Source organism: Fluctibacter corallii (genome assembly GCF_025751585.1).
Lineage (GTDB): Bacteria > Pseudomonadota > Gammaproteobacteria > Enterobacterales > Alteromonadaceae > Fluctibacter_A > Fluctibacter_A corallii.
On record NZ_JAOWKX010000001.1, the window covers coordinates 587631 to 604219 of the forward strand.

Consider the following 16589-nt stretch of genomic DNA (forward strand, 5'->3'; position numbering starts at 1 on the left):
GACACTAATCCTGTTGCGCCGCGTTGTGCTGACGCACATTCTGAGTAGAGCAAAAGCTCAGCCACTCAGCTAAAAAGCGGTTTACCATTTCTTTTTCATTGGGTAAGTGCATGTTGTTATTGGGATAGCCATAGCTTGACTTCAGCCCGCCCGTTTGTTGCGCGCTGACCACTTCGGCCACTTGCGCATCATGATACAACCTCACCAACATCAAGGGGCGCAAATAATGAGGCGTGATGGTACAGTCTTGCTCTAATTCCAGCGTACTGGTGTATCGGCTGCTATCTACAATGCGAATCTTGTATTTAGTTGCTGCCGACACGTCGAATGTGTAACTCAAATCACTCGTATCGCAATCAGGAAGTAATCGTAATAAACGCGCATAATTCCACTCGCAGACCGACAAATGACTGGGCAAATGGGGGACGTATTTTTTCTTCATGCGAAAAGGATCAGGTTTGTTCATTCTAACGATTATCACTCCACTGTTTAAGTAAACTCTCTTTATTCAACGCAAACCATTGTAGCGCAATTACGCTGGCCGCATTATCGATTTTTCCTTCACGTAGCATTGCCATGGCATCAATTTCGGGCACTCGCATCACCAAAATATCTTCATGCTCTGAGTCTAGACCATGAACTCCCTCTGCCTGTGACGTATCCACACGTGCCATGTAAATATGAATCCGCTCAGTTGTACCACCGGGGCTAGACAGATAACTCAGTGCAAAATGTAAGTCTTGAATATCAATGCCCGCTTCTTCTTTTGCTTCGCGGATACAAACATCTTCACGGGCTTCTTCGGGTTCAATCATACCCGCGATAATTTCAATCAGCCACGGATTGTCGCATGTCGCCATGGCGCCAGTACGGAATTGCTGCACCATGACAAACTCGTTTAACACTGGGTCATAAGGTAAAACAGCGACAGCATGCCCCCGCTCTAATATTTCCCGTGACAATGTTGGACTCCATCCGCCCCGAAAAAGTTTATGTTTAACGCGATATTCTTTTAATTTAAAAAAGCCGTCTGACATCACGTTTTTTTCTACAATCTCAACGTCATCACAACTAAACTTCTGCACTTTCATTCTACGATGTCCTTTGCAACCTCATAAAAATATGGGGTAATAGTACATGACTCTTTTCGCCTTAACACATTCTGTTACATTAAAGAAGAAAGTGTTACTACAAAAGGCTATGGCTTAGCACTTGATTTACTTAGACTTTGCCTTGATATCAAAGCGACAAATAGCGTAACTTAACGAAGTTACGGAAAGACTAGGAACTAAAATGAAGAAAACATTAATGGCAATGCTTGTCGGTTTTAGCGTGACCACACAAGCGTTAGCTGATGATTTATATCAGGTTTATCAACAAGCCTTAGAAAACGACCCCGTTGTTAATCGAGCCAAAGCGCAGCGCGATGCTGCCTATGAAGGCATTGCAATCAGTCGTGCGAGTTTACTTCCCAACTTGTCTGGTGACGTCACCTACTCTGACTCATACCGTGAAGAAGTCGACTCAGAAAGCGAGCTTATTGCCCTAACCCGACGTGATACCGAATCATTTGGTTGGAGCGTAGAACTTAATCAGTCTATTTATGATCATGCAAACTGGTTAGGCCTAGATCGTGCTGAAAAAGTTGCTCACCAAAGCGATGCCAATTATGCATCCAGCCTTCAAGCGTTAATTGTAAGAACAACCCAAGCTTACCTTGCCATTTTGCGAGCGAAAGACGCATTGGAGTTTGTAAAAGCAGAGAAGCGTGCCATTGAGCGTCAGCTAGAGCAAACCAAACAACGTTTTGAAGTTGGGCTAACAGCCATTACCGACGTACACGAAGCACAGGCAAATTTCGATAATACGGTTGCCCAAGAAATTCGTGCAGAAAATGTACTTGAGCTACGCCTTGAAGAGCTTCGCGAAATTACTGGCAAGTATCACAGCGATCTTGCTGAGTTAAATACCGACACCTTCTCAGCGACTAAACCTGTTCCTGCCGACGTAAAAGCTTGGCTAGACTTAGCAGAAGATAAAAACCTTGAGCTATTGGTTCAGCAATATGCGCGTGATATCGCCAAAGAAGATATCTCAATTGCATCGGCGGGTCACCTGCCTACGTTGGGACTTCGTGGTTCGTATGGCAGAGCAGACACCGAAGTCGAGCTTAAAGGATTCACTACAGACATCCCTACGGCAGACAACGCATCGATTACGTTGCAGTTGAATGTGCCGATTTATTCAGGGCATGCCACCAGCGCTAGAACGTCACAAGCGCGTTACAATTATGTGGCAGCCAGCGAAAACCTTGAAGCGACTCATCGCCAAACGGTGCGCTCAGTCAGGAGCTCATATAACGATGTGATTGCAAGTATTTCTACGATTCGTGCCTTACAACAAGCCGTCGTTTCAGCAGAAAGCGCACTTAAAGCGACCGAGGCAGGGTTTGATGTAGGTACACGAACCATCGTTGATGTGCTTAATAGTACGCGTAATCTATTCGATGCTAGACGTAATTTAGCCGGAGCTCGTTATGACTTTATTCAGTCCGTAGTGAACTTAAAACGTGCAGCGGGAACATTACAAGAACAAGACGTGGTTGATATTAACCGTGGATTAATCAATCAATAATCCATTTTTAATAGGGGGGAATTTGAGAGGCTCGACACAGCGCTCATTGCACCTTGCCTTATTGGGTTGTTGTAAAACCTCTAAGCCCTGGCGATGACCAGGGCTTTTTATATGCTTTCACCGTCTTTCATCATAACGATTTGTAGATTGACTCTTCACTGAAAAACACTATTCTATCGCCGATTTTACCTTACTTTTGAAACACTATGCAGTTAACCAAATTACAAAATCAGTTCGTAAAAATTCGCACAAACAAAGCCTTTGAGCTGTTTGTGATTGGTGTCATTATTTTTTCGGCGTTACTCGTCGGTGCCAAAACCTATGAGATGTCGCCAACATTGCATTACGTAACGAACCTTCTTGATTGGTTTATCAGTGCGTTCTTCTTAACCGAAATCACGATTCGTTTTCTTGCAGAAGAACGGAAAAAAGACTTTTTCAAAAGCATGTGGAACCTCTTTGACACTGTCATTGTGCTCGTGAGTTTAATTCCTGCCGACGATACTGACATGGCGGTGATTGCGCGATTGGTTCGGGTATTTCGTGTGCTTCGAATGGTGTCTATTATCCCTGAGCTTCGAATTTTACTCGTTTCTCTTGTAAAAGCTTTGCCTCAGTTGGGCTATGTCATGTTGCTGATGTTTATTATTTTCTACATTTACGCCGCCGTAGGCAGTACATTGTTTGAAAATATTAATCCAGAGTTATGGGGTGACATTACCATTTCATTGTTAACGCTGTTCCGCGTCATGACCTTCGAAGACTGGACAGATGTCATGTATGAAACCATGACGGTTTATAGTTGGAGCTGGATTTATTATTTAACCTTTATCTTTCTCTCTGCTTTCGCATTTTTAAACATGGTCATCGGTATCGTGGTCAATGTGATGGAGCAAGAGCATGCTGCCGCGTTAAAAGAGAAAATGGAAGATGAAGGTGAACCTACCCTAAAAGACATCCAAGCACAAATTGCTGCGCTACAAGTGCAACTCAGCCAATTGGCAGAAAAGCCATCTCAAGACACTACGTATGTCAAAGTGAATGCTGAATAACATCATTGCGCTTTTCATATTCGCCCTTGTAGGCCCCCTGGTTGGGAGCGTTGTACTTGCTCCCTTCGTGGGCTCTGCAATCATTCTTGGTTACATATTCGGGATTATCCCTGCGCTGCTTGCCTATTTGCTCATGCAAATTATGCGGCGCTTTATTGCATGGCCATATTATCTGTGTGGAGGACTAGCTGGGTTTTTAGGCGTTTTCATAGTACTCGTCGTCTTTACCCTAGCAGGAAGCATCAACCTTGTGCACGCAGCTGCCTTTAGTTTATCTGGCGTATTACCGGGAATACTGTGTGGATATCTGTGCGGGTGGCTTTTTCAGCCGTCTTATGTGCAACAAAGGTATGCAAAAAAACTGCTGTCGAGCAAGCAGAACCAACTCGGTAGTTAGTGCAACTTCTCGCAATTGTTTTGCATATATTCGGTGTCATTTGCAGTAATAACTAGCGAGCGCTGACGCTTGCACATATATACCACTACGGTTTTTTCAAAGCTGGCATCAATGGCTGAGGCTATCTGTTTGATAGAACCAATAATGGTGCTCTCTACTTGGAAATGATGTTTAACAATAAAGTCTTTATCAAGCTCCCATATCACCTGCATGCCCTCTAACTGCGCATAACTGGTAATCGCTTCACGTAACGTACTGCCAGCTTTAAAGCTTCTGTATTTGTGCTCCCCAACCCAGCGGCTAGACACTGGCTTTTGGGTGCTTTCCATCCCCTTTAATCGGTCGGTTAACGGCGTTTCGTCTTCCGAGAGTTCCATTACAAAGTCGCCAATATCGTCCTTGAACGGTTTAGTAGACGACAATTTGTGAGAGGCATAAAAATCTGTCATTCCTTGTGACAAACTTTTCTTTTCTGGTTGACCTTCTGGCACGGGCTCTGATGCTTGGCGATCACGCAATGTAATCACCACTGCAGCAATAATAACCAATGCTAGCGCCAAGCCAATGTGCTTTGCCCAGAATAGTGCTTCGGATGACTTTTTCACAAAACCTCTTTATTCACCGTTAACCATCTTAATCATACAACGAAGGCATGTCTTTTTCAGGACGCGTTTTGAATCGCTTATGCATCCAGAGGTATTGCTCTGGTGCAAGCATCACTAGCTCTTCAACCTTCTCGTTGACTCGTCTCACATCTTCTTTATCGTCACCCGAAGGGAAATTCTCCAGTCCTGGAACAAACCTCGCGATATAACCGTCTTTGGTATAGAGTGAGACCACAAAAACCGTCTCGCAATTCGCCTCTTGCGCGAATAAAAGTGTGCCCGTTGTGGTAGCCGTCTCTTTCACCGCGAAAAAGGGCACAAATTCAGCACGGGTACGACCATAGTCTTGATCTGGCAAATAGAGGCATAGCTCGCCATTATTTAGCGCATTTATCAATCCACGCACATCGCGCTTGTTGATCATGTACTTATTTGAACGAGCACGACCTCGGTATTGCATATATTCCATTAATGCATTGTTATGCTTTCGATAAAATGCAACACAAGGGTCGTGCAGCCCAACGGCGCGGCATCCTACTTCTAAATTCATATTGTGTGTAGCCAGCGCAAGCACACCTTTGCCTTTTGCCTTAATTCGCTCAACGTGTTCATACCCTTCAACACGGGTAATCTGTCTAATACGCCAATTTGGCCACCACCACCCAATACTCGCCTCTAAAATCGCCATACCTGCGTGCTCAACATTGAGCTTAACCAGCGCTTCTCTCTCACTTTCAGGCATAGTTGGAAAACATAGCGCGAGATTCTTACGGGCAATATTTACGCGTTTTTTACCCGCTACCCAGAGCAGCTTGCCTAAGCCTTTACCAACCAATCGCTGAAAAGAATAAGGTAACCACGAAAGCGTATATAGGATGAAAATACCTAACCATGTTAGCCAATATTTGGGTGTTAAAAATACTAACTTAAAAGGAGGTGGATTGATTTTGGTGTCCTTCACGCGACTCTCTATATATTTTTTTAACTGCGGTATTGTAAAGAAGCAACGTCAGTTAACAACATTTTTATGGTATTACCTGAGCCAATTAACCTTTGCTGTCGGTATATTGTTCAAGAACTCCCAATGCGAATCAACTCCGATTAGTTGACCAACCCCCGCGTGCGTACCATTATTTAATCTTTATCAAGTTGAAAAGGCTGTGAATTTGCGTCGCATAATGTCTTTTTTCCACCGGCTTTTTACACGACCTCGTAAGCATCTGCACAGCCTTTTGGATGCCTGCGCAGCGGGTATTGTAGAAATAACAGAAAAAGGCCTCATCGTTTATGCAAACGACGCGGCGATCGATATTTTAGGTTACGAAGACGGCGGCTTAGTGGGCTTAAACATTGAATCATTAGCACCTAAACACACGCACGCAGCCATTCGAAAAAACATAAAGCAGTTTTTAGCCTCGCCCATAAAAAGACCGCTGCTTGCGAGTGAAACATTCAAAGCCATCAAAAAAAACGGCAAACCTGTTTACATTCGTGTGGAAGTCGCATTATCAGAAAACGAAGGCAAATCCAGACTAATTGGCACGATTACCAAATCAGACAAACTCAAAGTCACACAAGACCGTTTAAGCAAACTCAACGAACGTTTTCACATTGCGATTGAGTCAGCAAAGATAGGCATATGGGAGTACGATATTCCCTCACAAACATTGATTTGGGACGAGCGCATGTTCGATCTCTATCAGGTCAGTCCCGACACTTTCAACGGCACATTAGAGGACTGGTCTAGGCACGTTCTGCCAGAAGACTTGAAAATAACGCAAGCGCTGATGGAAGCAGCCGTAAATACCAAGACAAATCTGGAAACCCATTTCCGCATCCATACACCCAATGGTTTGATTCGCCATATCAAGGCGCATGGCTATATTATCTGTGATGCTATAGACAACCCAGAACGTATAGTTGGCGTAAATTATGATTTGACTGAGCTCTATGAAGCACAAGAGCTGCTTCAAAAAAGCTTAGAGGAAAATGAGTACCTCGCGCGCGTCGTTCAGGTGACTGACAGTTTAGTGATTATCACTAATAAGGCCCTTGAAATAAAATGGGTCAACCCCGCATTTACCCGTGCCAGTGGCTACACGTTCAGCGAAGCCATTGGCCGACGCCCAGGCGATATTTTGATGGGGCCAGATACCTCCAGTTCAGAGGTAGAACGTCTTATTCAAGCAACCAGAGAAGGAAAAAGTTATTCGGGTGAGATGATTAATTATCGCAAAGACAAAAAACCTTATTGGGTAAGAATCAATGTACAACCCATTTTCGAAAAAGACGAAATTAAGGGTTTTGTAGCACTTGAAACCGATATCACCCAAGAAAAAGAGCATCAGCTCGAACAACGCAACTTTACGCTTCTTCAACAAGCCATACTCAATAGCGCCAACCTGATCATTCTATCTACTGACTCTGAAGGTCATATCGTTACCTATAACAGAACCGCGGAGCAACTTTTAGGCTACTCAAAGTCTGAACTGGAAAAGCAAGGCGGCGTTATGGCACTGCATATGGAGGAAGACGTCTTTCTTCATGCGAACGAATTGCACGAGGAAACAGGTGAAACCATTAAACCCGGCTTTACCTCATTAACCTACCGAGCGCGACAAGGCAAAACAGACGAGAATGAATGGACACTCATTGGCAAAAATAATGTTCAGTTTCCAGCTTCCGTGTCGGTTGCCAGCATAAAAGGTGATGACGATGCTATCGAAGGCTTTTTATATATCGCCAGAGACATCACCGAAATGAAGCGCATTGAAGGCGAACGCAAACGTAATCAAGCATTACTTGAAACCACAGGCCGTATGGCACGCTTAGGTGGATGGGAATATTTTGTTCGGGATGACCACTTATTCTGGTCTAAAGAGGTTTACCGAATCCATGAACTGCCAGAAAATGAACCCGTAAAAATAACCGACTTTGTTAAATATTATATTCCCGAACATCGGCCTTTGTTAATGCAAGCCATTGAGAAAGCCATTAGCGAGGGCGCACCGTGGGATTTACAACTCGCACTAAAAACCGCCAGAAACAACAAAATTTGGGTAAGGGCTGTTGGCTACCCCGAATATCAGCGCCATAACGCCATCGTACTAAAAGGTGCATTTCAAGATATTACTCAATTAAAACTCGCTGAAGAAAAAGCCAAAGAAGCCAGTCAGGCAAAAAGTGAATTCCTTGCCAATATGAGCCATGAAATACGCACTCCCATTAATGGCATCATTGGTATGTTGGAATTGCTTTTACAGTCTGATTTAGACAAAAAACAAACACGTTTTGCCGAACTGGCTCAAAGTAGCGGACAGGCTCTATCGCACCTAGTAAACGACATACTCGACTTCTCTAAAATTGAAGCTGGAAAAATGTTGTTTGAATCAATCGACTTTGATTTGTTCGATATGCTGAAGAAATTTAGCGATACCATGTCTTTGCGAGCAGAAGACAAAGGACTGCACTTTATCTACCAGCGCGACGATACCGTCCCTCGATATATTCGCTCAGATCCTGGGCGGCTAAGACAGGTGCTAACCAATCTTGTTAGCAACGCTATCAAGTTCACCGATAAAGGCAAAGTATCACTGCTTGTCACCCTCAAATCAGAGAACACTCTGTTGTTTAGAATTATTGATACGGGTATTGGCATCCCACAGGAAAAGCAACAATACCTATTTGGCAAATTCATGCAATTGGATGCCTCTACCACACGAAAGTTCGGCGGTACAGGACTAGGACTGGCGATTTCAAAACAATTAACTGAATTAATGAAAGGCAACATTGGCGTTAAAAGTGACGGAGAGAATGGCTCTGAGTTCTGGATAACCATTAAATTTGAGCAAGCCGAGCCTGTTGACATTCCTCCCGCGCCAACAACCGCGTCAAAACTCAACGAATTTAAAATACTGATAGTCGCAGACAGTGAAGCGCAGGCACATAAAACGATCGACATTCTCGAACAGCATAGTATTTCCCACACACTTGCACAGTCTGCATCATTGGCTATCAAAACGCTAAGGCAGTCTCAAAAAAGCAAAGAGGCGATACACGGTGTAATCGTAGATGACAACATGTCAGGCATCAACGCTGTCGAATTTGCCAAAGCGGTTAAACATGACGACTCACTCAACCATATTCCAATGCTAATACAAACCACTAGTGCGATTAAGGGGGATGCGTCACTCTTTAAACAAGCGGGATATGAAGCCTTCTTATCAAAACCCGTTAACGAAGACAATCTCATACATGCACTCAGTGTGTTGCTGATAAATAGAGACAGAGAAAAGGCACTCCCACTACTCACGCAACACAACCTTTCCGGTGCGTTAACGGAAGCAAATAATAAAGAACGCAAAAGTAGAGTGTTGTTAGTAGAAGACAACTTTATCAACCAACAAGTCGCGATCGAAATGCTCAAACGACTCGGATATAGTGTCGATGTAGCCGAAAATGGGCTGCAATCAATTGAAAAGCTAGACGAGAATCCGGAGTCTTACGATGTGGTGCTTATGGATTGTCAAATGCCGGTCATGGACGGATATCAAGCAAGCCGGACGATTCGCGCAACAAAAGAAAAGGCCTACTCCTCAATTCCCATTGTCGCGCTGACCGCTAACGCGATGAAGGGCGACATGGAAAAGTGCATGGCGGCAGGAATGGACGGCTACCTTGCCAAACCCTTTGTATCAGATGAACTTGAAGCAGAGCTCAATAAGTGGATTCCTTAAATACCACTCACTCTGCTGTCCCCCCCCGATGCATCGCATCATGAGACCGATCTGGCAGTGTGTTAACAAGGCCGCCTGAATAACGGCGCATCAAAGATGTGTTACCTATTAGCCTCACCCAGAACAAGTGACTCAAGACTGCTCGAGTTTATCTTGTGTTCTAAGCGCAAAGTCATCACCATGATGCCTTTCATGCAATTGCTCGGATAGCTCTCCCCAAGTGCGGTTAACCATTCTTCCACGCTTCACTGCTGGGTGGTCATCAATCGCTTTAGCCCAACGCATTACGTGCTGATAATCCGATACTTGCAAAAAGGTTGCTGCATCATAAAGTCGACCTAGTACTAATCCACCATACCAAGGCCATATCGCAATATCTGCGATAGAGTATTCGTTTCCAGCCATAAAATTGTTGACTTCAAGGTGCTGGTTGAGCACATCAAGTTGGCGTTTCACTTCCATCGTATAACGGTCAATCGGATATTTCATCGGATAGGGAGCATAATTGTAAAAATGCCCAAAACCACCGCCTAAAAATGGCGCAGCCCCAGCTTGCCAAAATAACCAATTCATACATTCTGTTTTTGCTTTATGATCAGATGGAATAAAAGCGTTAAATTTCTCTGCGAGATAAAGCAGTATATTACCTGACTCAAACACACGAGTAGCTGGTGTAGTGGTGGTGTCTGACAAAGCCGGTATCTTAGAGTTCGGATTCACCGCCACAAAACCCGATGAAAATTGATCGCCTTCGCCGATATTAATTAAATACGCGTCGTATTCTGCCTCACTGATCCCCCTCTCCAATAGTTCTTCAAACATGATAGTGACTTTTTGACCATTGGGTGTAGCCAGAGAATATAACTGAAAAGGATGAACGCCACGAGGTAAGGCCTCCTCTTGTCTTGCACCTGCTGTAGGGCGGTTAATATTCGCGAACTGACCACCATTATCGGGATCCCAAACCCACACTTCAGGTGGTGTATAATCTTGTTGACTCATCAGGTTCTCCATCCATTTATTACACTTAATCTTGCTATTAAAAAAATAAAAATGGACCTAGATATAAACAAATTCAATATAAACTAATAACTCCTTTCAACTAATAAATAACACATCAATATAAAGCATATATCTCATAGTACTTTTCGCTATATTAAGACTCCCAAAATAGTATTAATTCTACTTTCATTTTTGCTAAAAAAGTTGCATTTAGGCCATTTTACTTGCCTTTTAATATTTTATATCTAGTCTAGATTCGTGCAGAATTTTTACCTCTGCACCCCTTCCAAGGGAACGTTTCAACAATTATGTTAAGGAATGAAAAATGAAAAAACTATCTGCAAAGAAAGTTCAGAAACTTAAAACAACATCTGTTGCTCTATACCCAATTTGGGAGTGCTGGCCATTCCCAGTACCTCGTTAATCGAAACAGGGTAATCACCGGAGGGTATGCATAAGAATACCCTCCTTATTCACTAAGTAGTTTCGAAAAAGGAGCAGCACGTGTCAAATGGAGAGCATAAACCCTCACACTTTTTTGTTCCCCCGCTGAGCATTCAGCGAGAAGGCGAAAACTGCATCATTGGAGACAAAGCCCTCGACGAGTTTTACTCATTCCCAATTGAGGCAGCTTTAATAGTCGAAGAACTTCAACAAGGTACATCGATACAAGACATTCAAGACATTTTGAATTCAAAGTATGAAGACGACATCGACCTAAATGATTTTATTGAACTTTTACAAGAAATTGGATTTATTTACCCTGTAGATCAAGCTCATCTTTATCATGAAAAATTAAATCAAAACGCCGATAATGAAAAGAGATTATCTATTGAGGTTTCACCTAAATTTGCTCGAAAAATAGTATCGCCAGTTGGTGCCTTGTTATACGGCATACCCATTGCCTTTGCTTGCTATTTATTTTTTAGTACACCAGTACAACCATTTAATCTTACTGCGCTTCATTTTACCGAAAATTTTACCGTAACACTTTTTGCTTTATTGGGACTTTACTTAATCGCTACCCTATTCCACGAAACTGGACATGTGCTCGCAGCAGCAAGTCAAGGTGTATCAGCCAAGCTGGGGATAGGAAATCGTCTTTGGAGTATTGTACTTGAAGCAGATATTTCTGGACTGATGTCTCTTCCCAAGTCTGCCCGCTATTTTCCTCTTTTTGCTGGCATGATGATGGACATTTTGACGATATCTTTGGCTACAATCACGCTTCATTTTTTACTAACCGCAGGCAGCTTTCCGTATCTAGAGCAATTGATTCAGGCGTTTATACTTCAAATCCTTTTTACCATGAGCTGGCAATTCAACATCTTCCTTCGCACAGACGTCTATTATGCGTTCTCTAACTATTTTGATTATCCGAACCTAGATGAAGAAGCACGCATCTACTTAAAAGACAAGTTTCACATCTGCACTTTCGGGCTCGTTGGCAAACCCGCTAAAACATCTTTTTATAACAAAAACGTGCTGGCCTACTTTTCGTTGATTTGGCTTTTCGGCAGAGTCATCGCCGTATTTTTTCTCATTTTCGTGGTCATTCCCACGGTCTACCGTTACTTCGAAGACATCTATACCGCCTTTGCAGCAAAGGAAGTCAGTCAGTCAACCACGCTCGATCTGATACTTTTCGGCTCTATCAGTACGCTTATATTGGTAGCGGGCTTAGTAATGTGGATGCGAGAGCGAATTAAAAGACATCAAAAGGAGTTAGAATCATGACACAACACTATTTTCAATTGACTCAAAGCCACACTTCATTTTCTTCGACAGAGCAAAGCGAATGGCTAGTGTTTGATGCATCATTTTTTCAAGGCGGCGTTTGGTCAGCGGCTACACCACTGATTGAAAAAGTGTATCTTGATTTAAAGTATGCTGGAGAGACAACCTTACTCGAAGAGCATAATTATGCGTTGTACATGGTATTACCAGAGTACCGTGATGAAATACAACTTCAGTACGCCTGCTTAACAGACTCTGCGGCAGGTCAGGAGCGCACTCGAAATTTTCCACTTGATCGCGCATATCGCATCATTCATGGTTTGGTTTCATTGATCAAAGAATGGAAATCCTCCATTCCAGCTGATTACCATTTAAACATAGTAGCTAGGCGCTTCGATCAAAGTCAGCACCTCAGCTGTAATTTTTTACTTGAATTGGCACGCCGTACAGCTGAAGTTGATATTCATGTTTATGTCGATAGTATGCCTGATGAAGCAATCGTACTACCAGTAAATCACACCACAGTAAATCTCGCAAAGCGCGTCATGCTACCGTGCGATTCAGTAGAATTAACCGCATCGGCAGAATTGATAGATGAAGAACAGGCCAATGCACTTAACGCTCAAATTAATTTATGCGACGAACAATTTGAGTCACGCTTTCTCTCGCTATTTGCCTACTATTCATCTAAAAACAATACACAAGAGCTCGCTAACTTAGCGCTCCATGGCGTGTGTTTTTATAACCATTATGGCTATTACTATGAATCAGGCGCACTCGTTGCGTTTTGCACGCCCTATTTCAACGAAATTGTGGGTGATGATCAAACCACACGCTGGAATCTCGTGGGGAATATGTTTCAAGGCCTTGTAACAACAGGAAAGCAGCAAGAGGCGCTGGCAATTATCAATACCTATGCCAAACCTCAGCTTACCGACAATGAACTCCAAGCAAAGATGCATTATTTGCTCTCAATGGTTTATTTACGTTACTTATCAGATCAAGACTTAACCTTAGCAGAGCAGCACATCATGGCGGCTAAACAGCATATCGCCAAAGCAAAAAATGAAATAAAAGACAATGACCACGCATTTTTACGTGTTTTTATCGATAATGGCTTAGCATTTTTGCGTGTTAGGCAGCAAAGAAAAGAGGAAGCACTATCACTCTGCCAAGAGGGTTATCAGTTTTTAACAGAAAAGCTAGGTGAAGATAAACACAAACTTCATCGCTCGGTATTGCTTTACAATTCTGCACAAGTTTACATGATGATGGGACGACTAGAAGATGCCCTATCATTTTACGGAAAGGCAATTGAAATAGACCCTTATTATTCAGAATATTACAACGAAGTGGGTAATATTTATCAGCGTATTGGAAAACCGCAAGAAGCCGAAAATTACTACAATCAAGCCATCAAATATAGCGCCCCTTATCCCGAAGTCTATTTCAACAAAGGTAATAATTTTTCCAATCTAGGCATGACAGATGAAGCCATCGCCTGTTATTCACAAAGTTTGGAACTGAACCCTTATCAAAGCGAAACTTTGCTGCTACGGGCTGAATTATTGGAGGAAAAGGGTGACATCGACGCAGCATTACACGATTACAACGCCGCGTTAGACATTGAACCAGACAGCGAGATCGGACTCGTAAACCGCGCCTCCCTCTTATTTGAGCAAGGTCGCTTTCATGATGCACTCACAGATATGGTTAATGCTGCAAAGGTTAACAACGATCCAGATTACCTAGAGAATATTCAGCTAATTGAATCGAAAATGAAAGCGGAAGCAGTGTAGTGCGGTTTCATGCTGCTGTTTAAATTCATTATTTTCTTCTCAACGTGGGCAACTAACAAAAAGGGAGCCTTAAAAAAGCTCCCTTTGCATAGTTACTTACTACAACGCTTCGTCCGTGAGTTTTAGAAGAATGTGTAATCTAAACGCACTGTGACGCTACGTCCTTCAAGATAGTCGATATACTGCTGAGCAGTAGTATTGTCAACGCTTCGGCTTCGTGCACGCTTGTATTTAACGGCTTCTTTATCAAATACATTGTTAACATGCAGACTAAGTCGAACATCATCAGAGACTTCATAACGAGCAGATAAGTTCACAAAGCTATATGACGGTACCACATCTTCAGGGCGAGTATCAAAATGCGTTTTATACTCCCCATAGTATGTCAGGTCAGCTCGAACGTTTACTGGCTTACCCATTAGGTCAAACCCTTGATCTAAGGCCAGGTAACCATTCCACTCTGGAACCATCGTCATATCGTCGCCTTTTTTGGCATCAATAGCGGGGTTGTCTTTTTCGATCTTAGAGTTCGTATAAGAGGTATTAAAAGTCATCTTCAGATCATCAGTCAGATAGGCTGTAGATTCAAATTCAAACCCTCTAGATACGGCTTCACCTGCATTTGCTGTATAGCTAAAGCCACAGGTATCCATGTAGATGTCTGTCTTGATATCTGTCCAATCAATTTGGTAAACAGAAGCCGCGAAGTCAAACTTGTTATCAAACAGTGATGCCTTCAAGCCCAATTCATAGTTTTCAATTGAATCCGAAGTGTAACGGTCTTTTCTATCTTTCGCTTTTGGATCGTCAAGACATGAACCAGCAAGTGGGCCATTATTTCCGCCAGGACGATAGCCTTCAGAATAAAGCGCATAAACCGACATTGCACCAGTAGGGCGGTATGAAACACTGAACTTGTAACGATTGCCGTCTTCCTCTCCACCTATGGTATCAGCTTGTGGTGCCCAAGGGCCTTCCTGATAAGTAGACCAAATACCCGTTTCAATATCGACAGTTTCATCTTCTAGATCAAAGCGACGAATTCCGCCGTTTACCTCTAACTCGCCGTGTTCACCTAGGTCAAAGGTATAAGCAACATCTGCAAACATAGCGAATTCTTTATAATAATCACTAACGATGTTGTAATTCCAATTCATTTGCGGGTTATTGAACGTAAGCTGTCCGCCTCGGGTCGCATCTACGCCCCACCACGCTGCAACTATAGCTGATGCTTTATCGCCTGGTTCGTGGAACTGAGTCTGATAGTTTGGCTGATCTTTAGACTCTTCCTTGTTATAAAACATACCTACAGTCCAAGACCAAGGGCTATTAATATCAAGGTTACTTAATCGCAATTCATGCGTGGTCTCTTCATAATACTGGTCATTAATGATCCAAGTTAGGAACATATCATCCCCATCTAATCTCGACCAATTATCTAATGAGTACTCTTTGTACTTTCTGAAAGAGCCCGCATAAGTCAAGGTTGCAAAATCAAAGAAATTGTCGTCTGACACGTTTAACGTGTAGAGATTGTTGCTGGTTTCAAACCACGGGTCTAAGCTTTCCCAAATTTGATACTTTTCAGGAACGTTACCGCGTGTGCGCAACGCAGATCCCATACGACATGATGGACGCTCTGCACCAGCAGGACAATCTACGCGAGAGAAGTCAACATCGTAACCGTACGGCGCATCTGCATTTTCAGTTAAACTGTAATCCCAGTAATAACCAGGTATGGAGCGATCACCTAAGTCATTCCCTTCATCTTCGTATTCTGTACGAGCAAAGCCAAACACAACACTTACATCATCTGACGCTTGCCAAAGAAGCTGGGAACGAATAAAGCCACGCTGGATTTCAGATTGCAGCCCAGTATTCATATTAACAAAAGGCAAATTGTCATTTTCTAAGTTGCCGTTCACTCTTAACGCTAATTTACCTTCGACCAAAGGCACATTAACTCCCAATGAGATATTAGAGTCATAGCCATCAACGTCTTTTTCAGCTCCTGCCTGCACAGAGCCAAATAACTCGAACTCATCCAAAACAGGTTTCTTAGTGATAATTCTAACAGTACCACCAATTGCATTTGAGCCGTAAAGCGTCCCTTGTGGGCCCCTAAGAATTTCTACGCGCTCAACATCCGAAAGGTTGTTGAATAAAAACGGCACATCATCAACAAAGGTGGCGGTAGTATCGGGTGTTGTTGTATTACCGCCACTCAGACCACGAAGGATTAGTTGAGTTCTTGGCATTGCTGCACCAGCAAGCGTGCGGAAAATATCACGCGCACTTGTATAGTTTCTATCTGCTATTTCTAACGCTGAAACACTAGAAATCGCCATTGGAATTTCAACTAACGTTTCTTCTTTGCGTCTTGCTGTGACGGTAATTTTTTCAAGCTTTTCATCTTCTTTTGCTGCATCTTCTTGCGCAAAAGCCTGAGTAGATGAAAAAGAGAGTGAAGCACAAACTGCTGTACAAATAAGGCTTGTGCGGAACATAGTGTGTAAGTGAGATCGCATAATCTTCCTTCAATATTGTTATTAGAATATGCAGCAACTGGTTCCAAATTTGCTGCTAGCCTTAGGCTATCGTTTTTTTTTCGCTTTTTACACTTAAAA

The 16589-nt window shown here is 43.0% G+C and carries 12 protein-coding genes; 6 read left to right on the top strand and 6 right to left on the bottom strand.

Annotation, left to right across the window (positions count from 1 at the left end; genetic code table 11):
• Positions 1 to 4: 4 nt before the first annotated feature.
• The gene (locus tag OE749_RS02655) at positions 5 to 466 is read right to left on the bottom strand and encodes a DUF1249 domain-containing protein (RefSeq protein WP_263710795.1); all 462 of its coding nucleotides are present in this window, start codon (positions 464 to 466) and stop codon (positions 5 to 7) included.
• Position 467: 1 nt separating this feature from the next.
• Positions 468 to 1091: an ADP-ribose diphosphatase gene (gene nudF, locus OE749_RS02660; protein ID WP_263710796.1), complete on the bottom strand. Its 624-nt coding sequence runs from the start codon at positions 1089 to 1091 to the stop codon at positions 468 to 470.
• Positions 1092 to 1293: 202 nt separating this feature from the next.
• Here nudF and tolC point away from each other — a divergent pair, with 202 nt between their 5' ends.
• The 3 genes from tolC to OE749_RS02675 all read left to right on the top strand — a co-directional run bounded on the left by tolC (position 1294) and on the right by OE749_RS02675 (position 4083).
• Positions 1294 to 2634 (top strand): outer membrane channel protein TolC, encoded by a 1341-nt coding sequence (gene tolC, locus OE749_RS02665; protein ID WP_263710797.1) that lies wholly within the window; start codon positions 1294 to 1296, stop codon positions 2632 to 2634.
• A 206-nt stretch (positions 2635 to 2840) separates the two neighbouring features.
• Positions 2841 to 3686, top strand: a complete 846-nt coding sequence (locus OE749_RS02670; protein ID WP_263710798.1) for an ion transporter — start codon at positions 2841 to 2843, stop codon at positions 3684 to 3686.
• Positions 3676 to 4083, top strand: a complete 408-nt coding sequence (locus OE749_RS02675) for a hypothetical protein (RefSeq protein ID WP_263710799.1) — start codon at positions 3676 to 3678, stop codon at positions 4081 to 4083. The genes OE749_RS02670 and OE749_RS02675 overlap by 11 nt, the downstream gene beginning before the upstream one ends.
• Here OE749_RS02675 and OE749_RS02680 read toward each other — a convergent pair.
• Together OE749_RS02680 and lpxL are read right to left on the bottom strand one after the other, a co-directional pair.
• Positions 4080 to 4688 (bottom strand): toxin co-regulated pilus biosynthesis Q family protein, encoded by a 609-nt coding sequence (locus OE749_RS02680; RefSeq protein ID WP_263710800.1) that lies wholly within the window; start codon positions 4686 to 4688, stop codon positions 4080 to 4082. The two genes, OE749_RS02675 and OE749_RS02680, sit on opposite strands and share 4 nt — an antisense overlap.
• A 28-nt stretch (positions 4689 to 4716) precedes the next feature.
• Positions 4717 to 5649, bottom strand: coding sequence for an LpxL/LpxP family Kdo(2)-lipid IV(A) lauroyl/palmitoleoyl acyltransferase (lpxL, locus tag OE749_RS02685; protein WP_263710801.1), 933 nt, complete (start codon positions 5647 to 5649; stop codon positions 4717 to 4719).
• A 217-nt stretch (positions 5650 to 5866) separates the two neighbouring features.
• On the opposite strand from lpxL, the gene OE749_RS02690 reads away from it, so the two are divergent.
• Entirely contained in the window at positions 5867 to 9424 is a 3558-nt protein-coding gene (locus OE749_RS02690; protein ID WP_263710802.1) for a PAS domain-containing protein, read from the top strand.
• Positions 9425 to 9556: 132 nt separating this feature from the next.
• Here the strand turns inward: OE749_RS02690 and yghU are convergent, their stop codons facing one another.
• Positions 9557 to 10426: a glutathione-dependent disulfide-bond oxidoreductase gene (gene yghU / locus OE749_RS02695; protein WP_263710803.1), complete on the bottom strand. Its 870-nt coding sequence runs from the start codon at positions 10424 to 10426 to the stop codon at positions 9557 to 9559.
• 504 nt (positions 10427 to 10930) lie between these two features.
• On the opposite strand from yghU, the gene OE749_RS02700 reads away from it, so the two are divergent.
• Both OE749_RS02700 and OE749_RS02705 read left to right on the top strand, forming a co-directional pair.
• A complete protein-coding gene (locus tag OE749_RS02700) occupies positions 10931 to 12163 on the top strand; it encodes a PqqD family protein (protein WP_263710804.1) in 1233 nt (410 codons plus the stop codon).
• Complete coding sequence (locus OE749_RS02705) at positions 12160 to 13962, top strand: tetratricopeptide repeat protein (RefSeq protein ID WP_263710805.1); 1803 nt, start codon at positions 12160 to 12162, stop codon at positions 13960 to 13962. Before OE749_RS02700 ends, OE749_RS02705 begins: the two co-directional genes overlap by 4 nt.
• Positions 13963 to 14084: 122 nt before the next feature.
• Here the strand turns inward: OE749_RS02705 and OE749_RS02710 are convergent, their stop codons facing one another.
• Positions 14085 to 16490, bottom strand: a complete 2406-nt coding sequence (locus tag OE749_RS02710) for a TonB-dependent receptor (RefSeq protein ID WP_263710806.1) — start codon at positions 16488 to 16490, stop codon at positions 14085 to 14087.
• Between the last annotated feature and the right edge of the window lie 99 nt (positions 16491 to 16589).